This is a genomic window from Nocardia bovistercoris (genome assembly GCF_015674855.1).
Classification (GTDB): domain Bacteria; phylum Actinomycetota; class Actinomycetes; order Mycobacteriales; family Mycobacteriaceae; genus Nocardia; species Nocardia bovistercoris.
On the sequence record NZ_JADMLG010000017.1, the window covers coordinates 1 to 24356 of the forward strand.

The 24356-nt window shown below is 68.0% G+C and carries 25 protein-coding genes, 1 pseudogene and 1 riboswitch; of the genes and pseudogenes, 14 read left to right on the forward strand and 12 right to left on the reverse strand.

Features of this window, described 5'->3' with window-relative positions:
* The first annotated feature begins 191 nt into the window (after positions 1-191).
* Positions 192-338, forward strand: coding sequence for a hypothetical protein (locus IT779_RS30685; protein ID WP_196152964.1), 147 nt, complete (start codon positions 192-194; stop codon positions 336-338).
* A gap of 470 nt (positions 339-808) precedes the next feature.
* On the opposite strand, the gene IT779_RS30690 is transcribed toward IT779_RS30685, so the two are convergent.
* From IT779_RS30690 to IT779_RS30730, 9 genes are all read right to left on the reverse strand, one after another.
* Positions 809-1765: an MlaD family protein gene (locus IT779_RS30690; RefSeq protein ID WP_196152965.1), complete on the reverse strand. Its 957-nt coding sequence runs from the start codon at positions 1763-1765 to the stop codon at positions 809-811.
* A gap of 163 nt (positions 1766-1928) precedes the next feature.
* Positions 1929-2384, reverse strand: a complete 456-nt coding sequence (locus IT779_RS30695) for a hypothetical protein (protein ID WP_196152966.1) — start codon at positions 2382-2384, stop codon at positions 1929-1931.
* Positions 2329-2844, reverse strand: a complete 516-nt coding sequence (locus IT779_RS30700) for an MlaD family protein (protein ID WP_196152967.1) — start codon at positions 2842-2844, stop codon at positions 2329-2331. Before IT779_RS30700 ends, IT779_RS30695 begins: the two co-directional genes overlap by 56 nt.
* On the reverse strand, positions 2841-3932 hold the full coding sequence (locus tag IT779_RS30705; RefSeq protein ID WP_196152968.1) for an MlaD family protein: 1092 nt from the start codon (positions 3930-3932) through the stop codon (positions 2841-2843). The genes IT779_RS30700 and IT779_RS30705 overlap by 4 nt, the downstream gene beginning before the upstream one ends.
* Positions 3932-4969, reverse strand: coding sequence for an MlaD family protein (locus IT779_RS30710; RefSeq protein WP_196152969.1), 1038 nt, complete (start codon positions 4967-4969; stop codon positions 3932-3934). Before IT779_RS30710 ends, IT779_RS30705 begins: the two co-directional genes overlap by 1 nt.
* A complete protein-coding gene (locus IT779_RS30715) occupies positions 4957-5961 on the reverse strand; it encodes an MlaD family protein (RefSeq protein WP_196152970.1) in 1005 nt (334 codons plus the stop codon). The genes IT779_RS30710 and IT779_RS30715 overlap by 13 nt, the downstream gene beginning before the upstream one ends.
* Positions 5961-7019, reverse strand: a complete 1059-nt coding sequence (locus tag IT779_RS30720) for an MlaD family protein (RefSeq protein ID WP_196152971.1) — start codon at positions 7017-7019, stop codon at positions 5961-5963. The genes IT779_RS30715 and IT779_RS30720 overlap by 1 nt, the downstream gene beginning before the upstream one ends.
* 4 nt (positions 7020-7023) lie before the next feature.
* The gene (locus tag IT779_RS30725) at positions 7024-7887 is read right to left on the reverse strand and encodes an MlaE family ABC transporter permease (RefSeq protein WP_196152972.1); all 864 of its coding nucleotides are present in this window, start codon (positions 7885-7887) and stop codon (positions 7024-7026) included.
* On the reverse strand, positions 7887-8741 hold the full coding sequence (locus IT779_RS30730; protein ID WP_332839045.1) for an MlaE family ABC transporter permease: 855 nt from the start codon (positions 8739-8741) through the stop codon (positions 7887-7889). Before IT779_RS30730 ends, IT779_RS30725 begins: the two co-directional genes overlap by 1 nt.
* Before the next feature lie 219 nt (positions 8742-8960).
* Here IT779_RS30730 and IT779_RS38245 point away from each other — a divergent pair, with 219 nt between their 5' ends.
* The 11 genes and pseudogenes from IT779_RS38245 (at position 8961) to IT779_RS30775 (ending at position 19113) form a co-directional block, all read left to right on the forward strand.
* On the forward strand, positions 8961-9467 hold the full coding sequence (locus IT779_RS38245; RefSeq protein ID WP_196152973.1) for a MarR family winged helix-turn-helix transcriptional regulator: 507 nt from the start codon (positions 8961-8963) through the stop codon (positions 9465-9467).
* A gap of 401 nt (positions 9468-9868) precedes the next feature.
* Positions 9869-10090, forward strand: a pseudogene (locus IT779_RS39135) (SDR family oxidoreductase); the annotation flags it as partial.
* A gap of 38 nt (positions 10091-10128) precedes the next feature.
* Positions 10129-10374 (forward strand): SDR family oxidoreductase, encoded by a 246-nt coding sequence (locus tag IT779_RS38925; RefSeq protein ID WP_332839053.1) that lies wholly within the window; start codon positions 10129-10131, stop codon positions 10372-10374.
* Between the two features lie 29 nt (positions 10375-10403).
* Positions 10404-11315 (forward strand): hypothetical protein, encoded by a 912-nt coding sequence (locus IT779_RS30745; RefSeq protein ID WP_232542276.1) that lies wholly within the window; start codon positions 10404-10406, stop codon positions 11313-11315.
* 127 nt (positions 11316-11442) lie between these two features.
* A complete protein-coding gene (locus tag IT779_RS30750) occupies positions 11443-12615 on the forward strand; it encodes a GMC family oxidoreductase (protein WP_232542277.1) in 1173 nt (390 codons plus the stop codon).
* Between the two features lie 14 nt (positions 12616-12629).
* On the forward strand, positions 12630-13067 hold the full coding sequence (locus IT779_RS38250; RefSeq protein ID WP_232542278.1) for a GMC family oxidoreductase: 438 nt from the start codon (positions 12630-12632) through the stop codon (positions 13065-13067).
* Between the two features lie 202 nt (positions 13068-13269).
* The gene (locus IT779_RS30755; RefSeq protein WP_196152974.1) at positions 13270-15306 is read left to right on the forward strand and encodes a CocE/NonD family hydrolase; all 2037 of its coding nucleotides are present in this window, start codon (positions 13270-13272) and stop codon (positions 15304-15306) included.
* 190 nt (positions 15307-15496) lie between these two features.
* Positions 15497-15757 carry a hypothetical protein gene (locus IT779_RS30760; RefSeq protein ID WP_196152975.1) on the forward strand — a complete coding sequence of 87 codons (261 nt, stop codon included), beginning with the start codon at positions 15497-15499 and terminating at the stop codon, positions 15755-15757.
* A 280-nt stretch (positions 15758-16037) separates the two neighbouring features.
* A complete protein-coding gene (locus IT779_RS30765; RefSeq protein ID WP_196152976.1) occupies positions 16038-16175 on the forward strand; it encodes a hypothetical protein in 138 nt (45 codons plus the stop codon).
* 317 nt (positions 16176-16492) lie between these two features.
* Positions 16493-17866, forward strand: coding sequence for an FAD-dependent oxidoreductase (locus IT779_RS30770; protein ID WP_196152977.1), 1374 nt, complete (start codon positions 16493-16495; stop codon positions 17864-17866).
* A 56-nt stretch (positions 17867-17922) separates the two neighbouring features.
* A complete protein-coding gene (locus IT779_RS30775; RefSeq protein WP_196152978.1) occupies positions 17923-19113 on the forward strand; it encodes an AI-2E family transporter in 1191 nt (396 codons plus the stop codon).
* 4 nt (positions 19114-19117) lie between these two features.
* Here the strand turns inward: IT779_RS30775 and IT779_RS30780 are convergent, their stop codons facing one another.
* Positions 19118-20476, reverse strand: a complete 1359-nt coding sequence (locus IT779_RS30780) for a purine-cytosine permease family protein (RefSeq protein ID WP_196152979.1) — start codon at positions 20474-20476, stop codon at positions 19118-19120.
* Positions 20472-20585, reverse strand: a riboswitch (TPP riboswitch). Its footprint overlaps the gene before it by 5 nt.
* A 190-nt stretch (positions 20586-20775) precedes the next feature.
* Between IT779_RS30780 and IT779_RS30785 the strand changes: the two genes are divergently transcribed.
* Positions 20776-21774, forward strand: coding sequence for an acyl-CoA dehydrogenase family protein (locus tag IT779_RS30785; protein WP_196152980.1), 999 nt, complete (start codon positions 20776-20778; stop codon positions 21772-21774).
* Entirely contained in the window at positions 21758-22933 is a 1176-nt protein-coding gene (locus IT779_RS30790; protein WP_196152981.1) for an acyl-CoA dehydrogenase family protein, read from the forward strand. Before IT779_RS30785 ends, IT779_RS30790 begins: the two co-directional genes overlap by 17 nt.
* Positions 22934-23084: 151 nt before the next feature.
* Here the strand turns inward: IT779_RS30790 and IT779_RS30795 are convergent, their stop codons facing one another.
* Positions 23085-23621 carry a carboxymuconolactone decarboxylase family protein gene (locus IT779_RS30795; protein ID WP_196152982.1) on the reverse strand — a complete coding sequence of 179 codons (537 nt, stop codon included), beginning with the start codon at positions 23619-23621 and terminating at the stop codon, positions 23085-23087.
* Positions 23622-23653: 32 nt separating this feature from the next.
* Positions 23654-24334, reverse strand: a complete 681-nt coding sequence (locus tag IT779_RS30800; protein WP_196152983.1) for an SRPBCC family protein — start codon at positions 24332-24334, stop codon at positions 23654-23656.
* Positions 24335-24356 lie beyond the last annotated feature (22 nt).

The following is a 24356-nucleotide window of genomic DNA, read 5'->3' on the forward strand; positions in this document are numbered from 1 at the left end:
GTGAAACTTCCTTCTCATGACTTGGTAGGTCTTCTGAAGGATCACGCGGTGACCACCCTCTTCCCGGCTACGACACGCTCAGACATTTGCTGGCGTCCGGTCGTACACCATCCTGCTGGACTCAACCGATTCCCCGGCAACGATTTCGGGAGATGGTGTGCGAGTCGGGAAAATCTGGGAACCCCGGAACCATGACTCTTCCTTTCGATGACCCCAACGAGTTCCCCTTGTTTCCACCTACTGACGCCGACGACACGATCGAAGCGCTCACCGAGGCGATCATCGTGGGCGACGACCACTGGTTCCGAATGCTCGCCATCACCGAGGCCACCGACTGACCAGCGATGGAGCTCTCGGTGTCCGGGCCGGTGAGGAAGCGGACGCGGTCAATCCCGCTTTCCTGTAGGGGGTGAGCAAACTGGCGGCCGAGCAGTTGTGTCTTGGCGCACGCGCGGCACCGCGAGACCGCCCTGACTGTTGTCGCGTTGCGGTACTTCACTGCGTCGACATCACGGCCGGATCGGCCGACGAACTGTTCGCTCGAGCGTGCCGGGCGTTGCTGCGGACCGGCGCCGAGGGGAGTCCGCGGTCGGGTGTCCACGGTCGAGGCGATGGGTGCGCACCTGCACTCGCGCCGAGCGGTGAATCCAGCTCTACGATCCCGAACGCGACACCCGCGGTCGCCGGGATGTGCCGTGTACGTTGAATCAGCGAGGCGTGGGAACGAGATCCCCAGCGTCACGTTGTGGGAGAAGGCGGGGGCCGAGTTCGTGCCGTTCCTGGCCGTGGAGTTAGGCTGCCGCGCTGGTTATTTGAGGGTGATGCGGAAACGTGGTGTGCCGTCGGGGTTGATGCTGTCGAGGGCTTGGTCGAGCAGGGTGTTGATGTCGATGGTGGGTGTGTGGGTGAGGGTTTGGTCGAGCAGGGGTTGCAGGGCGGGCAGGACGGGGGCGATGTCGGGGCCGATCTTGTGCAGGTAGGTGGTGAGGTTGTCGAGGAAGGAGACGATGCCGTCGCCGGTGAAGTAGTCGGAGGTGGGGCGGGCCTCGATGAAGACGGAGGCGGATTCGATGACCGCGGACAGGGCTTGGCCGAAGCGGGCGAATTGGGGTCCGGCGTCGGTGAGTGCGGGGCCGAGCCAGGAGATGTCGGCGCCCATGTGTTGCAGGTCGGTCAGGAGTTGGCGCAGGGTGTCGCGGCGGGTGAGGATGACCGCGGCGAGCAGGGTGGTGGATCGTTGCAGGGTCGCGATGGCGGTGTCGGTGCCTGCGAGTGTGCGGTGGAAGGTGTCGAGGAGTCGGGCGACGGTGTCGGGGTCGATCTGGTCGAGGAGTTCGACCATGCGTGCCGAGAGGGTGGGGATGGTCATGGGTGCTTGGACGCGGCTGGTGGGGACTTGTTGGCCGTCTTGGAGGTAGGGGCCGTCGTCGTTGTCGGGGTCGAATTCGATGTAGGGTTCGCCGAGGGCGGAGAGTTGTTCGATGCGGATGCCGCTGGCGGCGGGGATGCGGTGGCGGCGGTCGATGCGTAGCCGTACCGAGACCGCGCCGGGTGTTCGGTGCACGGTCTCGACGTGCCCGGTTTCGACGCCGTTGACCAGGACGGGTGCGTTGGGTCCGAGTCCGGCGGAGTCGGACAGGCGCAGGTCGAGGGTGATGGTCTCGCGGCGTGGGTCCATTTCGAGCACACCCAGGCTCATGTAAGCGATGCCGAGGGCGAGCACGAGTGCGATCGAGGCGAGTGAGGCGGCGGCGCGCGGGTTCATCGCAGGAGCCCGATCATGCGCAGGGTGTCGATGATGCGCGCGGTCTGCTCGGCGGCGGGTAGGCCCGGTTGTGCTCCGGTGTCGGTGATGTCGGTGATGTCGATCTTCGGGCCGTGTTCGGCGAAGGGGATGAGCTGGTATTGGATGAGGTCGGCCAGGGTGGTCAGGTTGGAGCGGGACGCGGTGTCGAAGGGGTGCGGCCGAACAGCATCGGGACCACGGCGCGGGTGGTCCGGTCCGCCGATACGAGCAGGGGCGCGGTCCAGATGGCGTTGTCGGCTATCGGTTCGAGGGCGGTGAGCAGGTAGATGACGCCGATGGCGGCGTTGACGCCGTCGGTGGTGTGTTGGACACCGTAGGGGGTGAGCAGTTGGTCGAAGGCGGTCATGTTCGTCAGGATCGCGTCTCGGGTCAGGGTGTCCAGGCCCTCGAGGAGGGTGTCGACCGAGTGCAGGTGCGCGCCGAGGTCGGTGAGGTCGGCGCCGAGATCGGCGGCGACGCGGGAGGTTTCGCGGGTGTCGGCGGGCAGGATCGTGTTGAACTGGCGCACGATGTCCTGGATGTCACCGACCGCGCCGCCACTGACGAACCCGGCCAGTCCGGCGAAGATGTCTTCCATCGCGGTCGCGGGGTCGGTGTCGGCCAGCGGAATTGTGGCCTCGGGCGACAGGCATCCCGGTGGCGGCGGGAGGGGTTCGGTGAGGGCGATGTAGACATCGCCGAGGGGGGGTGTCCTGGCGCAGCGCGGCGCGGGTGCCGGTGGCCAGGCGGACGCTGGATTCGATGGCGACTTCGGCCAGGATGTGGCCGGGGCGGGCGGGCCGGTCGGGGGTGGCGGGGGTGGGGTCGGCGGCGGTGAGGTTGGTGAGTCGTCCGATCTGGACGCCGTTGGCGATGACTTTCGCGCCGCGGGGGAGGTTGAGGACGTCGGCGAATTCGATGCGCAGCCGGTAGGTCTCGCCGCTGACGCCGGTGCCGGGCACGGGCAGGGCGGCGGGGTCGAACGCGCAGCCGGTGAGCAGGGCCAGTGTGGTCAGGGCGATCAGTGCCCAGTCGCGCGGCCGTGGGTGAGTCGTCATCGGGTGCTCACCGCCGCGAGGAGAAGGGGCAGGGCGGCGACGTCGAGGGTGCCGTGCTCGGCGGGCTCGCAGGCGCGTGAGCTGACGGTGGCCAGGGCCTGGCACAGGGCGCTGGCGCTGTCGTGCGGGATTCGGAGCGCGGGTGGTGCGTAGTCGATCGAGATCGCGCCGGTGGCCGGGTCGGTGACGGTGGTGAAGGCGGTGAGGATCGCCGGTGTCATGCGCAGTATCTCGGCCAGGGAGCCGATCCTGGCGGCGAACAGGCGTGCGAGGTCGGTGGACTGGTCGAGAGCGCGCAGGCCGGGTGAGCCGAACATCATGATCACGTCGTTGGTTTGTGGGAGGACTTCGGCGAGGTTGTCGACGAGTTGGCGGATCGGGGGGATGGTGTCGTCGTTGATGTCGATGAAGGCTTGCGGGAGCCCGGAGACGGTGGATTCGATCGCGGCCCAGTCGCGGGTAGCCTTGTGCGCCAACTCGGCCAGGGTGTCCAGGAGTGCGCCGAGGTGGGCGACGGCGGCGTCGGGGGCGGCCAGGGCCTGGCTCAGCTGCCAGATGACGGTGTTGAGTTTCTCGGCGGTGCCGTCGGTGGCACGCGCGAGTGCTTCCAGCGCGCCGGGTCCGGTGCGCTGGTCGTCGGCGCGCAGGTGTGCGGCGAGGCTGCCGAGGGCGTCGAAGGTCTGCGAAAGACTCTGGGGTGTCAGTGTTTTGGTGATGCAGCGGTCGGTGTTCCAGCCGGGACCGGGCGGTTGGTTGCCGACGAGCGCGAGTTTGCGGTCGGCGATGAGGGTGTCGCTGAGGGTGACCGCACCGACATCGGCGGGCAGGCGGCGCTCGGCCGGGATGGTGAAGCGCACGTGCGCGGTGGCGCCGGTGGAGCGGATCTCGGTCACTTCGCCGACCGGAACACCCAGGACGGTGACGGCGCTGCCGACGTAGAGGCCGATGCTGTCGGGCATCTCGGCGCAGTAGCCGCGCATCGCCGGGTGCGGGCGGGCGAGCCGGAAGCCGATGACGGTGGCCACGATGAGGGTGAGCACGACCAGCACCGACATGAATCCGCGGGAGGCGAGCAGGCGGCGGGCCATCAGCAGGCTCCGGCCGGGATCGGGATGCAGATGCCGGGGGTACGGATCGCGGTGGCGGACTGGTCGATGGCGATGCCGCCTTCGGGTGCGGCCAGGGGCAGCAGGCGTCGCTGGAAGGATTGTGTGGCGTCGAGCAGTTCACCCAGACGGGTGTCGAGGTCTTGTAGTTGCGGGATGGCCTCGGCCAGGGGGCCTGCCTGTTGTTTCCAGGTGGAGTCCCACGTGCGGCCCAGTGGGGTGAGGTCTGCGACGATGGTGGCGAGATCGCGCAGGGCTTGGCCGACTTGGGCTTTGCTGGTGCGCACGATCGCTTCCAGGGTCGCGAAGGTGTCGAGCAGGTGTCCCAGGATCTCGGAGTTGGCGGCCAGGGCGGTCAGGTATTCGTCGGCGGTGGCCAGTGTGCGGGAGATGTCGGTGTTCTGGGTGTCGAGGATGCCGACCAGTGCGTGCACGGCGTCGACGAGGGCGTCGACCGAGGTCGGGCTGGTGTTGACCGCGGTGGCGAGTGCGTCGAGGTTGGCGCGCACCGCGCCCGCGTCGATCCGGCGGACCGGTTGCACGGCTTCGGCGAAGACGCGGGTGAGGTTGTAGGGCAACTGGACTCGGTCGACGGCAATGGGTTTCGAGCCGAGAGGTTTCGTACCGGCGGGGATCACGGCGAGGTAGTAGCCGCCGACCACGGTGAGCATCCGCACCGACAGTGTGGTCTGCTCGCCGAGGAACACGTCCTGCGCGACACTGAACTCGACGCGGACGCGGTCGTCGCCCAGGTGCAGGGCGGTGATCTTCCCGACGGGGATTCCGGCGATGCGGACGTCGTCGCCGCGGCGCACGAATCCGGCCTCCGACATCTCGGCGGTGTAGGTGTGCTCGCCGGTGCCCGCGCTCGTGCCGATCACGGCGACCGCGGCCAGCAGCGCTACCACGCAGCACAGGCCGATCACACCGCGACGCAGGTCCCGCGCGGCCTCGGGACGAGGACCACGGGCGTGACGGGTTCTGCTTCGCCGCAGTGGGTTTCGGTTCAGGAGTGGCATACGGTGATCCTGTTTCCGGCGATGAACACCTGGAGAGCGGCCGGGACCTCGACGGTGCCGTGCGAGCAGCCGAGATCGGCGCCGGGGCCGGTCGTGGGCAGGGCCGCGGTGGCGGCTTGGAGCATGCCGGGCAGCCGGGACATGATCTCGGCGCCCTGTTGCGGGGAGGGAAACGCGGTGCGCAGCAGGGCGTCGAGGTCGCGGTCGCGTTGCCCGGTGAGGCCGAGGGTGTCGAGCATGTCGCGTAGCGGTGTGAGCACCGGCGGGATGGTGTTGGCGAAGGCGACCAGGCCGGTGAGTTTGTCGGTCAGGGTCACGAACAGCGCGGTCATGTTGGCCAGCAAGGCCACGGCGTTGCCGGAATTTCCGCCGAGGTGTCGCGAGATCTCACCGAGGTTGCCCACCAGCGCCGAGATCAGCCCTTGCCGGTCGGTCACGTGGTGGCTGAGTTTCTCGATCGCCGACAGCGCGGGCCTGAACCCGGTGCCCTCGCCCTGGATGACCGCGAGCATGTTGGTGGCGAACTGGTTGACCTCGCCTGGGGACAGTTGGGCGAGCACGGGCTGGAGCCCGTTGAACAGGGTGGTGATGTCGAAGGCCGGGATCGTCTGCGCGGCCGGGATGAGCACGCCCGGGTCGCGGCGGGCTTGCGGCTGGTCGGGTTGACCGACGGCCAGGTAGCGGAATCCGGTGAGGTCCTGGTAGCGGATGGCCAGGGTGCTGTTGGTGAACAGCGGCCGGTCGCGGGTGAGGGTGAAACGCACCCGCGCCAGCCCCTCGTCGAGGGTGACCGCGTCGATGGTCCCGACCCGTAGCCCGTACATGCGCACGTCGTCTCCGGCGTGCAGGCCGTTGGCGTCGGTGAACTGCGCGGTGTAGGTGGCGGTGTCACCGCCGAGGGGTTGGTCGATCAGCCGGAAGACCCCGGTCAATGCCACGACCGTGAGGCACAGGGCCGCGGCGAGGCGCCACAGCAGCGACGGGGTCGACATCAGCGGCCTGCCTCGGGGTGGGTGCGGTCGAGCAGGGCCGCCAACGGCCCGGCCAGGCCGGGGACGGTATCGAGTTCCACGTGCGTGGCCAGCGTCGGCCCGTTCGGTGTGTCACGGAACGCGGCGCGCAGGCGGTCGAGCAGTTCGGCGAGCTGGTCGTGGGCGCGCTCGGGGTCGGCGACCGAGGCGCTGATCCGGTCCAGTGCCAGGGTGATCACCGGCAGCGAGTCGGCGAAGTACTGCCGGGAGGCGCGCAGGGTGCGGGTGACTGCGGGCAGGAGTTGGTCCTGGATGTCGGACCAGATGCGGCTGTAGCGGGTGATGTGCTCGGGGTCGGCGAAGTAGTCGTTGGTGTAGATGGAATACAGCACGCCCATGCCGCCGGTGATCATCGGCGCCGATCCGGCCAGCGCCGATCCGAACTGTTCGAGCAGTACCGAGGACGGCAGTCGCCGGGTGTCGGTCACCGCGCGGGCGGTGGCGGCGATCGCTTGCAACAGCGGGGTGAACCCGCGCAGATCGCGGGCGGCCATGTCGAGCAATTCGGTCAGTGTCGGGGTCAGGACCTCGTCGGTGAGCACGCCGGTGGAGCGCAGCAGCGAGGACAGCGTGACATCGCGCACCCGCTCGCTCGCGCGACCGGTCAGGTCGATCACCGAACCGTCGGTCAGCGGGCGGCCCGCGGGGGCGGAATGCAGTTGCAGGGCACTGATTCCGAACAGATTCGACGGCGCGTAGTCCACGCTCATGGCATCGGTCAGATCGAACAGTTCGGATCGGGCCACCGTGAAGTCCAGGCGCTGGCGTCCGGGCGCGTCGGTGGTGATGGCGGTGACGGTCCCGACCCGTACCCCGTCCACGCGGACGTCGGTGCCGGTGGTGATGCCCGCCCCGACCTGCTCGGTGATCATCGCGAGCCGGAACTGCTCGGCGCGGCCGCTGTCGGGAAGCAGTCGTGTCGTGGCGGTGAGCGCGACGGCCACCAGAACCGCTGTCGCGCCGATGATCCGGGCGCGGCGTGGTCCGGTTTCGCTGCCGGGCAGAGCGTAGGTCGGCACTGTTTCACCCTGTGAATGTGATCGGGGAACGCAGTCCCCAGAGGACGACGGTGGCGAGCATGTCCAGGGCGATGATCGACACGAAGCTGGCGCGGATGGCGCGACCGGAGCCCACCCCCACGCCCTCGGGACCCCCGTGCACGAAATAGCCTTGGTAGCAATGGATCAGGACCACTGCGACCGCGAAGACAGTGACCTTGACCGTCGCGGCGATCACGTCGAAGCCGACGACGAACTGGTCGAAGTAGTGCCCGTAGGTGCCCGCGGGGGTGTCGTGAACGGTGGTCACGATCACCGCGCACGACAGGTAGCCCAGGATCAGGGCAACGACGAAGGCCGGGGCGACCGCGACGATGCCCGCGATCATCCGCGTGGTCACGACGAACGGAACCGAGCGCAGACCCAGCGATTCCAGGGCGTCGATCTCCTCGGAGATCCGCATCGAGCCGATCTCGGCGGTCATACGACATCCGGCCTGGGCGGCGAACCCGATGCCCGCGGCGATGGGAGCCAGCTCACGAGTGACAGCGATCGCCGAGATCAAGCCGCTGAGCTGCCCCAGCGCCATGAGGTTCAGCGTGGCGTAGGCTTCGATGCCGATCGAGGCGCCGATGGTCGCGCCCAACAGCAACATCAACGGCACCACCCCGCCGCCGACGACGATCGAGCCACGACCCCAGGTCATATCGATGATCGCGGTCAGGGTCTGGCGGCGATAGTGCACAAGGGTGTAGGGCAGCGATGCCAGGACCTGCCAGCAGAAACCCAGCACGAATCCGATCGACTCGACCGCGGCCAACGGCGCGATCCGACCCCGGAAGCGACCCAGGCGGCGCAGCCCTGAGGGCACATGTTTCGAGGCGACCATCAGGCGAGCCTGACCGGGATGAACATCGTGACCACCTGCGTGATCGCGGTGTTGACCACCGCCACCGCGGCCACCGACAGCACCACCGCGGCGTTGACGCCGTCGGCGACCCCGCGCGGACCACCGCGCGCTTCCAGGCCGCGTTGGCAGGCGATGACCACGACCAGCACCCCGAACAGCACCGACTTCACCACCGAGACCCAGATGTCGGTGGCGGTGGTGAACGATCCGAACGACTGCCAGTAGCTGCCGGGCGTCACATCCAGCGCGGCGACGGCCACACCGTAGCCCGAGGCGATACCGACCACGATGGTCAGCACGTTGAGCATCGGCGCGACCAGCATCATCGCCGCGATCCGCGGAACCACCAGCCGCTGTATCGGATCCACGCCCATCACGCGCATCGCGTCGACCTCCTCGCGGATCGTGCGTGCGCCCAGATCCGCCGCGATCGCGGCCGCGCCCGCACCGCCCAGCAGCAGCGCCGTGGCCATCGGCGCACCCTGCTTGACCACACCCAACCCGCCCGCGGCCCCGATCATCGAGTCCGCGCCGAGCTGGGAGACGATATTGCCGACCTGGGTGGAGACGATCACACCGAACGGGATCGCCATCAAGACGCTGGGAACCGCGGTCACCTTGATCAGAAACCATGCCTGGGTGAGGGTTTCGCGCACCGGGAAACGCACGCCGACGATATCGGTGACGCCGATACGCACCGCGCGCAGCACGATGTCGAGCAGCCGACCGAACGTTTGCACGCTCGACACGACCGTGCCGGTGAAATTGTCTCGCAAGATCGCCGTCAGCGCGGGATCGTGTTCATCCGCGGAAGTCAGTTGCGTCGTCGACACCGAACCTCCTTGTTCGACGTGATTCCCGCCGCGCCGGTGGGCCACGCGCAACGGTGAGATCCGGCCTCCGAGGACCGGATTCGAGAAAACGGGGTTTTGTTCATCGAGGGTGCGGGGTTCCCGAACTGTGGTAGCCAGTCCGATGCTGCGCCGGTTAAGTATCTTAATCCAGAAGGTACACTCGACGGCGAGATCCTGTCAACGAATAGCGGAGAGGTCGTGGTGGACTCAGAGGCCGACAGTGTGTCCGGCAGTGACGAGGAGATCGCGTCGCAGGCCACCGAGACCTTGCTGCGGGTGATCAACAAGTTGCAGCAGGGACGACGGATACCGCGCGACTTCGGCGCCGGTCCGCCGATGACGCTGCTCGAGGCAGAGATGTGCCTACTGATCTCGCGGCACGACGGTATCGCGGGCAGCGAATTGTCCGACATGCTCAGCGTGACCCGCGCGGCGATGTCACAGACCATCTCCAAGCTCAAGAAGAAAGGGTTCGTGCGCGATGCCCCCGACAGCGTCAACTACAAACGCAAGACCCTGCACGTGACCCCGCTCGGCAAGCGGGCCGCCGAGGTCGCCGAGGCGTATGCCCGCACGATGACCAGCGAACTGTTCGACATCCCGCGCGAGGAACTGATCGCCAATCTGCGGTTCATCACCAAACTCGAGACCTTCCACGACCGGGCCAACAAAGCCTGGGGCCTCACCGACCAGCCAGGACATTGAGCTTCCGGCGCGGTCGGGCCTTCGGCGAGCGAAAAGCCCACGGCCGTACGACTTGTCGCCACAGCGTCGCCGCGCAGCGTTCCGAGGTGCCCACGCGCGGAGAGTGACAGTGCTCGAATCGCCGCTCGCCTCGACCGACTCGGCGCACGAGCCGATGTCGCACCCCCGGGAGGAGGGACGCTCGTAGTTCACCCGCCGATGCCGATGGCGGCGTCGCTTCGTCGTCGCCAAGGTGGCACCGACCGAAGGCGGGTGATTGACAGGAGCACGCGCGTCCGCCTAACTTGTCGGTTAAGTTACTTAATGCATATCGGTGATCCGGCCCGGCGCCACTCGCGCGCACTCGTCAGGGCTCGATCCGACCCGGTCCGGGATTCTGCCCGCCGGAGGAAAGGGTGCACATGCGCACTGACGTACTCGTCGTGATCGGCCTCGGAGGAATCGGCAGAGCGGTCGCCGGACGCTGCGGGGCGGGCCGCCCGATCGTGCCGGCCGACCGCGATCCCACGGCCTTGCGCAGCCTCGAACGGGAACTCGGCGAGCAAGGCCACGCCGTCACCACCCACCCTGTCGACATCACCGACCGCGCTCAGGTGCGCGAGCCGGCCCGCGCGGCCTCCGAGGTGGGCGCGGTGAGCGCCGTCGTGCACACCGCGGGGGTATCGCCCACCCAGGCCGCACCCGAACAGATCTTCACGGTCGACTCCTCGACCCGGTCAACGGCGCCACCATCGCGGCCATGGTCGAGAGTTCACCGCTGCGACGCGTCGGGACTCCCGCCGATATCGCCGCGGTCACCGACTTCCTGCTCGGCGACGACGCTGGACACCTCACCGGCACAGACCTTCTCGTCGACGGCGGCATCCTCGCCGCCCTGACCACCGGCCACGTCGCCACTCCCGCCTGACCGGCCACCACCTCGAAGGACACACCACGGTGAGCGCACCCGCCGACCCCACAGCCACCCCCGCCCGCAACGACTCTCTCACGGCCGATCCGCCGAAATTCCGCCTCCTCTCGGCCAACCCGGGAAAACGCCGCACCGAACTGATCTACGCGATCTGGTTCCTGCTCACCGTCCCCATCCAGGGATTCGTCGTGCTGAACCTGAGCTACGACAAACCCAACGACCCCGCCCTCGTCGGGCAGGCCGTGGTAATGGGTGCGGGAATGCTGTTGCTGCCCTTGATATTACGCGCACGCGAGGACAAAGGTCTGCCGCTGCGCGAACTCTACGGCTTCCGCATGGGAATCTTCCTGCTGATCTTCGCCTGCCTGGGCGGATTCATCGGCACCGACCCCTGGTACGAGGTCCTGCACGGGCACTTCGCCTTCAACACCGAACTCAACCCCAACGGCGTGCCGCTGTTCATGCTGCCCATGACCATCAGCGTCTTCGGCTTCTACTCGGTGCTTCTGGGCACCCTCTACCGCATCCTCACCCAGCTGCTCGACCGCACGAACACGGTCCTGGCCAGAGACAACCTCATCCGCCACGCGGTGCTGTGCGCGCTGATCGCGCCGATCATGCCCCTGGCCGAGACCTTCGCCTACACCGGCTCGAACTACTGCTTCGACAACGGTGTCGGCATGTGGGGACTCAACGTGCTCATCTACGGTGCCTGGCATTTTTCCTCGCTGCTGTTCTACACCCGCTGGGACACCGCACCCGATCAACGCACACCACTGGCGACGGTGATCCTGTCCGCCTTCGCCACCCTCGGCATTCTCATGGTCCTGATGGCCACCACCAAGACCTTCATCGCCCCGCACTTCGTCGAGGTCTCCCACGGCGTACGCAACCTCAACGACTGGAGCCCCGACAACTGCCTGGGCCCGCGCCCGTGAACCGCCATCGGCGCCCGAAACCGGGCCGAAGTGATCACACCCGCTCCGATCCGATCGATTCCGGTCGCGGAGCGATTTCGAATCGTCAAGTGCTTCCTCATGGGAGCTCGACAGCGGAGGTCGACAGATGAAGCGACGACAGCGGCCCGACGGCCTGCCCTCGGCGGACTACGTGGTCGTGGGCTCGGGCAGCGCCGGCGCGATCCTCGCCCGACGCCTGGCCGACACCGGAGCCTCGGTCACCCTGATCGAATCGGGCAGACAGCTCCGTGGGCCGCTGGTCACGGTTCCCGGAATGTGCGGCGCGATCCACGCGGTGACCACACTGCAACGCCGCGTCACCTGGCCCGCCCACACGATCGCACAGCGACACATGAACGGGCGCAAACTTCCCCAGTCCCACGGGCGCGCCCTCGGCGGCGGCAGTGTGATCAACGGGATGGCGTTCGTGCGAGGCAACCGCCGCAACTACGACGACTGGGCCGCCGACGGCGCCACCGGATGGGGATTCGACGACGTGCTGCCCTCCTTCCGACGGCTCGAGAGCTTCGAGGACGGTCCCAGCGAGTTACGCGGCGGGACCGGACCCATCGCGGTGGAACGGGCCACCGGACTCGCCCCGGTCACCGAAAGTTTCATGGCCGCACTGTCGGCCACGACGGGGCTCGCCGCGAACGACGACTACAACGGCGCGCAGCAGTTCGGCGTCGCCGCGCTACAACAGAGCACTCATGCGGGGCGGCGGGTCGGCACCGATCGCGGATACCTGCACGACGCCCCGCTCAATCTCCAGGTGCTCAGCGGCGTGACCGCGACACGGGTCATCGTGGAGAACGGCCGCGCCGTCGCAGTGGAACTGGCGCGCTCCAAGGACAGGCGCCCGGTCGCGCCAGCACGAGCAACCCGCGAGGTCATCATCAGCGCAGGCTCACTGGGCTCCCCTCGGCTGCTGATGCTGTCGGGCATCGGACACGCACAACACCTGCGCGAGCACGGCATCGATATCGTCGCCGACCTGCCGGTCGGTGACAACCTGCACGACCACCTCTTCGTGCCGATGTCCTACCACGCACGCGGCGGGCGCCGCGCCTCACCGCTGGCTTTCGCCACCGCCATGGCACGGGAATCGGTACGCCCACGCTCGACTCACCTCGCGCACACGCCCTTCGAAGCCGTCGGCTTCCTCGACAGCGGAGCGAGAACCCGCACCCACATCCCCGATCTCCAGATGTTCATCCTCCCCATGGGCTACCCGGAGAACCAGGACTACACCTGGCCGCTGATTCTGCACCGTCACTGACACTGCTGCCCACGATGCTCTACCCCGAAAGTCGAGGAACCGTCCGGCTGGCCTCGACCGACCCCTTCACCGCCCCACTCATCGACCCCAACTACCTTGCAGACCCACAAGATTCGACGACACTGCTCGCCGGGATGAAACTGGTCCGAGAAGCTGTCGGGCACACCGCCGTCGCCTCGGAATTGGGGCGCGAGCTCATGCCCGGCACCGGCCCTGCCTGCGCGGATCTGGCAGACTTCGTGCGACGCAACGCCTCCGGCGTCTACCACCCGGTCGGAACCTGCCGGATGGGCACCGACGAACGCGCCGTTGTAGACCCCGAACTACGAGTACACGGCATCGAAGGACTTCGAGTCGCCGACGCCTCCATCATGCCCTCCATCGTCGGTGGCAATACCAACGCCGCGGCGATGATGATCGGCGAGCGAGCAGCCGAACTCATCGCAGGCTGACTTTCGATCGATGAGCCGCGGTACTGGCGAACACCGCGGACATACCGCTCACGTCGTATTCCCGGTGAACCGTGAAGGTTCACGGAGAATAGTGTCGATGACTATGGTCGATGACTGTTGTCCGTGTTTATGTGCGTCATTACCGTTGACCGAACAGTAGATAGATGTGTGTCGGTGGCGGCACCTGTAGCGAGCGGGACTCATGAACAGACGACGTCGTCTCATCCGCACGGCGGTCACCTTCGTGGTGTCGGTCATCGTGATCGGAGCTGGTGCGGTGTCGGCGCAGTCCGGGCGGGCGCTGCCCGACGGTGGCGCGCTCGGCGCAGGCTGGACCGCCACCCACGATGGGCTGCAACAGTATCCGAACGTCTACATCGAGTGGGACGTACCCGTCACGATGAGCGACGGCACCGTGTTGAAGGGCAACGTCTATCGTCCCGCCGACGCGCTCGGCCGCCCGGTCACCAAGCCGCTGCCCACGATCGTGAACCTCATGCCGTATTCGAAACTGGTGTCGAACGTGGCGGATTCGGCATTGAACGTGCCGGTGCTCGGCGACGCGGTCATGGACCTGCTGACCCGGTTCGACCTGTCCGGGTTCGGTCTCGGTGGTTTGACCGATATCACCAAGGCGTTGCCCGGCGGCTTCGCGCGGACTTTCGCGGTGGACCGGGATCTGGTGCGCAGCGGCTACACCCAGGTCGTGGTCGATGTCCGCGGAACCGGGTTCTCCCAAGGCATCTGGCAGGTGTTCGGCGACCGTGAACAGCAGGACGGCGCGGAGGTCGTGGACTGGGCCGCCGCGCAGCCGTGGTCGAACGGGGCGGTCGGCATGAGCGGGGTCTCCTACTCCGCGATCAACCAGTTGCAGACCGCCGAGCGGCACCCCGAAGCGTTGAAGGCGATCTTCCCGATCGTGCCGGGCAGCGACCTTCTGCGCGATATCGTCGCGACCGGTGGCGGTCTCGGTGTCGGCTTCCTGCCGCTGTGGCTGTTCATGGTGAACAACATCAAGTGGGTGCCCGACCTGCGTTCGGCGCTCACCGGCACCTTCGACTGGAAGTGGCTGGCCGATCGGGTCGCGGACCCGCTGACCTTCTTCGACTACCTGTTCGCCACGCTCACGGTGCCCAGCGTCGAGGACATCCCGCCGAACCTACGCGAGCTGCTCGAGGACGACACGCCGATACGCCAGTCCTGGCTCGGACATCCCGAACGCGTGCAGGTCCCCACCTTCGTCTACGGCGGCTGGCACGACATCTTCGCCTATTCCGCACCGCGCGTATACGACGCGATCGCGGTGCCCGCAGGGCACAAGAAACTGATCATGGGCGACACCTACCACGTGAGTACCGGTAGCGGGCTGGGTCAGGTCGGGGCGCCGCCGCGGTTGGACGTGCTCCAGCGGGCGTGGTTCGACCACTGGCTCAAAGGTATCGACAACGGTATCGACTCCTACGACGACGTGACGCTGTGGCAGCAGGGCGGCGGCTGGACCAGTACGAACGAATTCCCGCGTGCGGGAACGAGTTACCGGCGCATGTACCTGGATCCGGCGATCTCGGGCACCGTGCGCAGCGCCCACGACGGCACGTTGTCGGCCACGGTGGGCGGCGCGGCCCGGCTCACCGCGGCCCCCGGCCTGCTCACCCTGTGTTCGCGCGATTCGGCCACCGGCACGGCCGGGATCACCTCGATCCTCGACGCGTGCGCCGAGGACGCCAGGATCAGCGAGGCCGAGGCGTTGACCTTCACCAGCGCGCCGGTCGCACAACCCACGGTCGTGTCAGGACCGATCGCCGCGCACCTGAACACGGTGCTCGATGCGACGGACGGGTACTGGTCGGTGACGGTCAACGACGTAGCACCCGACGGTCGTTCCACGGTGTGGACCAGTGGTCAACTCCAAGCGTCGCTGCGCGAGGTGGACCAGGACAAGGCGAAGCGTTCGGCCGACGGTGATTACACCGATCCCTATCCGATCCTGACTCTGGCTACTCGGCGCCCGGTGGTCCCCGGCGAGCCGACGATCGTCGATATCGGTCTGACCGCCACCGACGGGATCCTGCAACCCGGCCATCGGTTGCGCGTGGATGTGTTCGCGCTGAATCTGCCCCGCGGTCTCCCGCTGCGGCCACTGCTCAACGAGAGCGGCCTGCGACCGCAGCATCTCGAACTCGACCCGAACCGGCCCAGCTGGATCAATATCCCGGTACTCGGCGATCCAGGATGGTGACCACCGCCCGCACGATCCGAACACCGGGAGCTCATGTTTCCCTGTCGCACGCCACTACCGGCCATGGCGGGGCCTCGCGCCCGATGATGGCTGGCACCGACGCGATCAGCCGGCCCGGAGACCAGGACGAGACGGGCATCGACATGGCGAAACTCCTTCTCGGATAACGCAACAATGTGTCGACGGGCGGTTGGCTGGAATCGGTCGCTCACGCGAGCGTGTGCGCCGACGCCGCGAACGCGACCGCGCGGTGCGCCGCTATCTTGCCGACCGGCAGGCGATCACCGCGTGCGAGACCAAACGCGACACCGAGATCGTCGAACTACGCCGCCGGATCAGCGTCATCGAAGACGAAGCCGCCAACCAGATCGAGGGTCTGCGCGTCGACCAGGGCTTCTCGAGAATGGTACGCGCGCTCCGCCCGCCGCGTGATCGAAGGGACGGGGCGTGAACTGCCCACGCCCGCCGAGCAGATGGCATTGATGGCTCTCGCTCTCGAGCACGGAGTGGTCACGCTCGCGCACACCGACCCCGACGCGATTCCTCGAGACGCCTCCCTCGATGCGGTGCAATTGCTGGGCGCCGCTCCGCTGATGGAGATTGCAGGGTGTGGAGGGTTTCGGCCACCACGGGCCGATCGGCGGGCATGAAGCCCTGCCCTACCTCCGCGAGACTCCGCACAGAGAAAGGCGCTGTGCTATAAATCACAATCGCCTAATTCTGCTGGTCAGGTGAAACTTTCGGGAGTACTTATCGGTCATTTCACCCCTGCTGACGCCGATGACCCGATCGAAGCGCTTACCGAGGCGATCATCGTCGGTGACGACCACTGGTTCCGCATGCTCGCCATCACCGAGGCCACCGACTGAGCCTGCTCGCGGCGCACGAAAAAATCATCGGATAGCGCGAATCCGCCCGTGACACTGCGACGCGGTCGGGACCGGTTCGACCGGCTCGGTTGCCGTGCCGCCCGGTGGCACGCGGATGTGCGTGGCACCGGTTCGATCGACGGACTCGGCCCCCGGTGCGGTGGCCTGCGACTTCGAGCGGGTATCGCGCGAAGTCGCCGTGGCACGGTGGTGACCGTCGATGTGCGCGCTACCAGGCCGATCGAGGCGTGGACGCCGCGTGTGGGCAAGATAACCGCGAGCGCAGGGCGCGGGTGCGGGGACGTAGCGTGATCTCCATGAGCGAGCGACTGGTGATCGTCGGTGCGGATGCCACGGGAATGTCGGCGGCATCGCAGGCGCGGCGGATGCGGAGGGCGGAGGATCTGGAGATCGTCGTGTTCGAGCGGGGGCGGTTCGCCTCGTATTCGGCGTGCGGGATCCCGTATTGGGTGGGTGGTGATGTGGCCGAGCGTGATGAGTTGATCGCGCGCACGCCGGGTGAGCACCGGGAACGTGACATCGATTTGCGGATGCGGTGTGAGGTGGTCGAACTCGATGTCGAGGGGCGTCGGGTGCGGGTGGCGGATCTGGAGTCCGGTGCCCGGTATTGGCAGGATTACGACGATCTTGTGCTCGCGACGGGCGCGGTGCCGATTCGGCCCGATCTGCCCGGTATCGATGCCGACGGCGTGCACGGGGTGCAGACCCTCGATGACGGGCAGGCGCTGCTGGACACGCTCGAGCGCACCGAGGGCAGGCGCGCGGTGGTGGTCGGTGCGGGTTACATCGGTGTGGAGATGGCCGAGGCGATGATCAAGCGCGGCTACCGGGTCACGTTGGTACACAGGGGGACCGAGCCGATGTCGACGCTCGATCCGGATATGGGTGCACTGGTGGCGACCGCCATGAAGGGGATGGGTATCGAACTGGTCTGCGAGGCCGAGGTCACCGGCATCCGTGTCGGGGAAGATGGGCGCGCGTGCGGGGTGATGACCGAGTCGGCGGAGTATCCGGCCGACGTGGTGATCCTCGGCATCGGCGTGCGTCCTGCGACCGAACTGGCTCGCGCCGCCGGACTTCCGCTGGGCGATTCCGGCGGGCTGCGCACCGATCTGGCGATGCGGGTGCGCGGCCACGACAACATCTGGGCCGGCGGTGACTGCGTCGAGGTGCTCGAACTGGTGTCGGGCCGTTTCCGCCACATTCCGCTCGGCACGCACGCGAACAAGCACGGCCAGGTCATCGGCGCGGGTATCGGCGGCGGCTACGCCACGTTCCCGGGTGTGGTCGGCACGGCGGTGAGCAAGGTCTGTGAGCTCGAGGTCGCGCGCACCGGTCTGCGGGAGGACGAAGCGCGCGCGGCGGGGCTGCAATTCGTCACCGTCACCATCGAATCCACGACGCGGGCGGGCTATTACCCCGGCGCGACGCCGATGACCGTGAAGATGATCGCCGAACGCATCACGGGCCGCCTGCTCGGCACACAGATCGTGGGTCGCGAGGGTGCGGCGAAACGCGTGGACATCGCGGCCGTGGCGCTCACCGCGCGCATGACCGTGGAGCAGATGACCGCGCTCGACCTCGGTTACGCGCCGCCGTTCTCCCCGGTCTGGGACCCGGTGCTGGTGGCCGCGCGCAAGGCGACCGCGGCCGTGCGGAACCGCCGGTGACCGAACGCGGGGGCGGGTGGGCGTTTCGATGGCCGCCCGCGTGGAAGACTGGCGGCGTGAGCGGGGCGAACGAAGTGGAAAGCGGAGCGGTCGGGCAGCCGAAACCCGATCGCGGCGATGTCATCGGGCGGGGACTGCTGTGGTTGGCGAAGTGGGCACTGTGCGTGGTCGCCATCGCCGCGGGCGCGTGGGTGCTCGGCTATGTCACGGCGCGGTTGTGGGTGGTGATTCTGCCGGTGGCGTTGGCGATCGTGGTCGCGACGGTGTTGTGGCCGCCGACGCGTTGGCTGACCAGGCGCGGTTTTCCGCCGGGACTGGCGGCCACGATCACGGTGCTCGGCTTCCTCGCGCTGTTCGCGGGCGTGATCGCGCTGATCGTGCCCTCGGTGGTCGACCAGTCCCCGGAACTGGCCGACAAGGCGGGCGCGGGCGTGACGCAGGTGCGCGACTGGTTGCAGGGCCCGCCGCTGCGCATCCGCGACGAACAGCTCGACTCCGCGGTGGACGCGATCGTGTCGCGGTTGCAGTCCAGCGCCGACCAGATCGCCACCGGCGTGTTCAGCGGGGTGAGCACCGCCACCTCCATGCTGGTGACGTTGTTCCTGGTGCTGGTGATCGCGTTCTTCTTCGTGAAGGACGGCCCGCGTTTCCTGCCGTGGCTGCACCAGACCCTCGGCAGCCGCAACGGCAGGCATATCGAAGAGGTCCTGACCCGCGTCTGGGTCACCCTGGGCGGTTTCATCCGCACGCAGGCGCTGGTGAGCCTGATCGATGCCGTCTTCATCGGCGCGGGCCTGGTGATCCTCGGCGTGCCGTTGGCCGCGGTGCTCGCGGTGATCACCTTCCTCGGCGGATTCGTGCCGATGGTCGGCGCGGTGGTGGCGGGCGCGCTCGCGGTGCTGGTGGCGTTGGTCGGCAACGGGCTCACCACGGCGCTGATCGTGCTCGGCATCGTGATCGCCGTGCAGCAGTTGGAAGGCAATGTGCTGCAACCGGTGCTGCAGAGCCGCAGCATGAAACTGCACGCGGTGGTTGTGCTGTTGGCCGTGACGGCGGGCGGGTCGCTGTATGGGATCGTCGGCGCGTTCCTCGCGGTGCCGGTGGTGGCGATGGTCGCGGTGGTGGTCCGCTACGTCGGTGAACAGATCGATCTGGTGACCGCGCCGGATTCGGTTGCCGCCGAAGAGGATTCGCCCAAAGACGAGGACGATTCGCCGACCGAGGACGCCGCTGCCGCGAAGGAGTGACCGATCAGACCCGTGCACGCCGGTCGGTGACGGCCCCGATGAGCCGGGCGGCGGCCACCGCGACGAGGAACGACAGCAGCGACGCGCTCATCCACGGTTGCGCGGTGAAGTGCAGCCGGTCGCGCATCCCTTCCCAGAAGTCGGTCCACACACCCGCGTCACCGGGATTGATCAGCTGGTAGACCGAAAGCCCGAGCACCCAGGCCACGATCATGCCCCAGCGTGACGGCGCGTCGGCGGCGGTGTTCCACGCGCCGCGCCGCCGCAGGAAGAAGTCGGCGACCAGCACCCCGAGCAGCGGCACGAATACCGACCCGATGAGGCCGAGGAATCCGAAGTAGTCGTCCATGTGCAGCCACAGCGCCAGCACCGTGATGAGTGCGCCGAGCGCGACGGACAGGATGCGGCGGTCGACGCGCGGGGCGAGGTTCTGGATGGAGATGGCGGTGGAGTAGACGTTGGCGAAGGACTGGTCAGCTTCGCGCACGACGAGGATCAGGAAGAACGCCGCGCCGAGGGTTACGGACAGGAACGGCCCGTACGTGCCGTCGCCGGTGGCCAGCGCCAGTGCGAACAGGCCGAGGATGTAGGCGACGATCTGCGTGAGTCCGTAGGCGCCGCCCGCCGCGGTGAACGCGGTGCGGGTGCCGCGTGAGTGCCGGGTGTAGTCGGCGGCGACCGGCACCCAGGAGATGGACACGGCCAGCGCGGCGTCGCAGGCGATCCAGAACAGATTCCAGTCCGATCCGAACGGGCCGGAACCGGACGGCCCGGGGTTCGCGGTCAGATCGGGCAGGCCCGCGCGGAAGAACTGGATGTAGAACCAGAGCAGCGCGACGGCGACGCCGATGGTCACGAACCGACGCAGCACCCGCACCGAACCCAGCGGCCAGATCGTGAGCACGGTGGTGAGCGCGCCCGCGAGCACCACGTACAGCCAGTGCGGCCCGCCGCCGAACAGTTCCTCGGCGGCGTCGGCGATGACGATGAGTTCGAAGGTGCCCCAGCCGATGAGCTGCGCGATATTGAGCACGGTCGGCACGTAGCTCGGTTTCGCCCCGAACAGCCCGCGCAGCAACATCATCGCGGGTTTGCCGGTGCGCGCGCCCGGCACCGCGGCGAGGCCGAGCATGAATCCGCCGATGACGGTGCCGACGACCATGGCGAGGATCCCCGCCGCGATCGACAGCCGCGCGGCGCCGCCCTCGTCGGGCGCGAGCACGGTGTAAGCGCCGGAGAAGGCGAAGAGGCTGACGCCCAGATTCGCCCAGAACGCGCTCTGGTCCCAGAAGGACAGCACCCGCGGTGCGGGCTGATCCAGGGTCAGTGGCGCCTCGTTGGCATGGACGCTCGATGCGGACATGACGCTGCTCGCTCCCTACGCCGGCATTACCCGGACAGGTTCATGCGGTCGGCGATCTGGGGTTCGCCCTCTCAGCCCGGCCGTTGTCCGAGCTCCCGCGGTTGTGCTGTGTCGCGCGCCGTCACGGGATGACGGCGGGCTCATCACCATACCGCTCGTCGTGTGTCCGCGCCGATCGAAGGGGCGGGCCGATCGCGATGTTCGGCGATGGCCCGCCGTGAATAAGATCGGTACTTTCCGAATTGAGAATGCTATTCTCATACCGGTGCTAACGATTTCCGGAGAGGAGGGAGGCCGAGATGCTGTTCGAGTTCGACGCCGACCAGCGGCTGTTGCGCGAGACGGTGCGAGAGGTGACCGCGCGGGAATGTCCGCCCGCGCTCATCCGTGACATCGTCGACAAGGATGTCGAGCCCGGCACGCTCTGGCAGACCTACGTCGACCTCGGCTGGACCGAGCTGACCGACCCGGCCCTCGCCGTCGAGCTCGCGATCGTGTGCGAAGGACTCGGCCGCGCCACCGACCCCACCCCCTTCCTCGCCTCGCTCACCCAGTTCGCGCCGTTGGTCCCCGGCGAGGAACAGGTCGAGAAGCCGGGCGCCGCCGTGTATTCCGACGTGGTCGTCGCCCAGGACGGGGCGGGCTGGCGGCTCAGCGGCACCGCGCGCCACGTCCTGGACGGCGATCGCGCCGAACGCCTCGCGGTGGTCACCCCCGCGGGCGTCTTCGTGGTCGACGCCGAGGCCGTGCGCACCACCCGCACCGCGGTCTTCGACCCGGTCCTGCACATCGCGGAGGTGAGTTTCGACGGCGTGTGGGTGAGCGCGAGCGACCGCAGCGACGTCGACGCCGAACGCGCCCGCCAGCACGCGCTGACCGGGCTCGCTCTCACCACCGTCGGCGCCTGCCAACGGATCCTGGACCTGGTGCTCGACCATGTCCGCACGCGCAAGCAGTTCGACGCCGCCATCGGCTCCTTCCAGGCCGTGCAGCACAAGGCCGCCGACATGCACATCGCGATCGAAAGGGCGCGCGCACTCGGCTATTTCGCCGCGCTCTGCCTGGCCTCCGACGATCCGCGCAGGCGCCTGGCCGCCTCCATGGCGAAGGCGTCGGCGGGCGAATGCCAAGCGATCGTGTTCAAACACGGTCTGCAACTGTTCGGAGCCATGGGGTTCACCTGGGAAAACGACCTACAGTTCGCGCTCAAGCGGGCCAAGGCCGGTGAGCTGTTGCTCGGCGGCGCGGCGCAGCACCGGGCGCTGATCACCGAGGAGTACCGTGCAGCTCTCGTTTGACGCCGACGTCGAGGCGTTCCGCGCCGAATTCGTCGCCTTCCTGACCGAACACCTGCCGAGCGCCGACGTCGCCGTCGAATACTCGCGCTCGAGCGCGGACGTGCCGGAATGGGCGCGGCAATGGCAGCGGCTGCTGTTCGACAACGGCTGGCTGCTGCCCGCGAACCCGCCCGAATTCGGCGGGCGCAACGCCTCGGTCATCCAGCAGTACGTGCACCTCGAGGAACTGTCCAAGCGCCGGATCTACCACAGCTTCAACCCGCAGGGGCTCGGCATCGTGGCGGCCTCGCTGCTGTCGTTCGGCAGCGAGGAGCAGAAACACAAGTGGGCGGTGCGCATCCTGCGCGCCGAGATCACCGCGGCGCTCGGCATGAGCGAACCGGGCGCGGGCTCGGACCTGGCCTCGCTGCGCACCCGCGCGGTGCGTGACGGCGACGAATTCGTGGTCGACGGACAGAAGGTGTGGACCTCCGGCGCGCACGACGCCGACGTGCTGCTGACCTTCGTGCGCACCGATCCCACCGCGCCCAAGCACAAGGGCATCAGCGTGCTGCTGATCCCCACGGACCTGCCCGGCGTCACCCGCCGCCCGTTCCCCTCGGTGTGTTCGCCCGACGACCTCGACTTCAACGAGGTCTACTTCGAAGGGGTTCGGGTGCCCGCCGAGAACCTGGTCGGCGAACTGAATCGCGGCTGGTCGGTGGCCACCGGGTCGCTCGGCCACGAACGCACGCTGCTGTGGCTCGGCTACGCCGACCGGCTCGAGGACCTGCTCACCGACTTCGAGCCGAGCAGCCCGGCCGATGTCGACGCCTACGCCAAACTCGTCATGGACACCCAGGCGCTGCGTCTGCTCGGTTCGGCGGCGCTGTCGCGGGAGGCGCGCGGGGAGCAGGACGTGGCCTCGCTGTCGATTCTGAAGGTGCTCGGCTCCGAGGCCGTGCAGGCGGGCGCCGAACAGGCGCTCTACTCGGCGGGACTCGACGCTCTCGCCCATCCCGCCGTCAGCTCGCGGCCGAATCCGATGAACCTGAACAACTTCTCGTCGGGCTGGTTCGAGCGCTACACCCGCAGTTTCGCGGGCACCATCGCGGGCGGCACCTCCGAGATCCAGCGCACGATCATCGCCGAGCGGGTGCTCGGCCTGCCGCGCGCCTGATCCGCGAAAGAGACGGGGGGGGGGGGGGGGGGGGGGCCCCCCCCCGGTCGCGGGGCGGGCCCGAGTGCGGGGGGGGGGCCGCGCCCCTCACCCGCAAATGAGCGGGGGGGGGTTACTCATGCGCCCCCCCCCCCGTTTCGCGTCGCGGCCGCTAGTGCCGGTCTGCCTCGACCTCGACACCGAAGGTGTTGAACGCCAACGCCAACGTGGTGTAGGCGCCGACGGTGAACAGGAAATCCATGCGCTGGCGTTCGTCGAACTGCTCCGACAGCGCCGCCCAGGTCTCGTCGGACAGCATCGACTTCTCGTCGAGTTCGTCCACCGCGCCGATCACGACGCGGTCGAAATCCGAACCGGGCGCGTGCCCGCCGCGCGCGGCCTCCACGTCGTTCTCGGTGAGTCCGGCCTCGAGGCCCATCTCCACGTGATGGTGCCATTCGTAGGCGCAGGAACGCCGGTGGGCCACCCGCAGGATCGCCAACTCGCGCAGTCGCGGCGGCAGCGTCGACCCGAATAGCAGGTGCACGTTGAAGCCGAGGAACGATTTCGTCAGCGCCGGATGGCGAACCATGGTCGCCAGCGCGTTGCCCGCGCCGACGGGATTGCGGCGTTCGGCGGGCAGCATCCGCGACAGCGCCGCGATCACCTGCTCGTCCCATTCTGCCTCGGGTAGTGGGGGAACCCTCATGACGTCCTCCAGAGATGTTGTGCGAGAAGGGACTACGCCGATCGCGGCGAACGCTTGCGCAGCACGATCGCGAGCAGCGCGACAAGCGCGCTCGCCACCGCGAGACCGCCGAGCTTCACCGAATTGCTCGAACCGGCCGCGGCCAGCAGGTCGATCGGCTCGGCGGGCTTGCGCGGGGCCACCGGGGGCGCGGGTACGGCGGCGTCCTCGGCCGGTGCGGCGACCGCCGTCAGGGTGGCCTGCGCGGGTTCGGGCGCGGTGGCGCGGGTGGAGGCGGTGATCTCGTCGGCGAGATTGGCCGCGAACTGCCCGATCAGCGTGCCCGCGACATCGGCGAGCGCGCCGCGGCCGAACTGGGCGGGCTTACCGGTGATGGACAGGTCCGTATCGACGAAAACCTCGGTGACGCCGTCGGATTCGACCAGCCTGCAGGTGATGGTCGCGGCCGCGGTGCCGTTGCCCCTGGTCTCGCGACCGCGACCCTCAAGCACCGCGATGCCGTTGGCCTCGTCCTGCGATACCACCTTGATGATGCCGTTGTAGCTCAGACCGACCGGGCCGAGCTTGACCTTGATCTTGCCGTGGTAGTCCTCGCCGTCCTTGGAGGTGATGGTGGCGCCGGGCACGCACGGGGCGATGCGCTCCAGATCCAGCAGGACCGGGAACGCCTGTGCCGCGGGCACGGGAATGCTGAAGGTGTTGTCGAGTTTCATTGCTGTCCTTCGGGATACGCCG

Bases quoted from the DNA above. Each gene is read 5' to 3' on its own strand.
- IT779_RS30685 (WP_196152964.1), top strand. From the start codon at position 192: ATGACTCTTCCTTTCGATGACCCCAACGAGTTCCCCTTGTTTCCACCT.
- IT779_RS30690 (WP_196152965.1), bottom strand. From the start codon at position 1,765: ATGAACCCGCGCGCCGCCGCCTCACTCGCCTCGATCGCACTCGTGCTC.
- IT779_RS30695 (WP_196152966.1), bottom strand. From the start codon at position 2,384: ATGGAAGACATCTTCGCCGGACTGGCCGGGTTCGTCAGTGGCGGCGCG.
- IT779_RS30700 (WP_196152967.1), bottom strand. From the start codon at position 2,844: ATGACGACTCACCCACGGCCGCGCGACTGGGCACTGATCGCCCTGACC.
- IT779_RS30705 (WP_196152968.1), bottom strand. From the start codon at position 3,932: ATGGCCCGCCGCCTGCTCGCCTCCCGCGGATTCATGTCGGTGCTGGTC.
- IT779_RS30710 (WP_196152969.1), bottom strand. From the start codon at position 4,969: ATGCCACTCCTGAACCGAAACCCACTGCGGCGAAGCAGAACCCGTCAC.
- IT779_RS30715 (WP_196152970.1), bottom strand. From the start codon at position 5,961: ATGTCGACCCCGTCGCTGCTGTGGCGCCTCGCCGCGGCCCTGTGCCTC.
- IT779_RS30725 (WP_196152972.1), bottom strand. From the start codon at position 7,887: ATGGTCGCCTCGAAACATGTGCCCTCAGGGCTGCGCCGCCTGGGTCGC.
- IT779_RS30750 (WP_232542277.1), top strand. From the start codon at position 11,443: ATGAAGCGACGACAGCGGCCCGACGGCCTGCCCTCGGCGGACTACGTG.
- IT779_RS38250 (WP_232542278.1), top strand. From the start codon at position 12,630: ATGCTCTACCCCGAAAGTCGAGGAACCGTCCGGCTGGCCTCGACCGAC.
- IT779_RS30755 (WP_196152974.1), top strand. From the start codon at position 13,270: ATGAACAGACGACGTCGTCTCATCCGCACGGCGGTCACCTTCGTGGTG.
- IT779_RS30770 (WP_196152977.1), top strand. From the start codon at position 16,493: ATGAGCGAGCGACTGGTGATCGTCGGTGCGGATGCCACGGGAATGTCG.
- IT779_RS30780 (WP_196152979.1), bottom strand. From the start codon at position 20,476: ATGTCCGCATCGAGCGTCCATGCCAACGAGGCGCCACTGACCCTGGAT.
- IT779_RS30785 (WP_196152980.1), top strand. From the start codon at position 20,776: ATGCTGTTCGAGTTCGACGCCGACCAGCGGCTGTTGCGCGAGACGGTG.
- IT779_RS30795 (WP_196152982.1), bottom strand. From the start codon at position 23,621: ATGAGGGTTCCCCCACTACCCGAGGCAGAATGGGACGAGCAGGTGATC.
- IT779_RS30800 (WP_196152983.1), bottom strand. From the start codon at position 24,334: ATGAAACTCGACAACACCTTCAGCATTCCCGTGCCCGCGGCACAGGCG.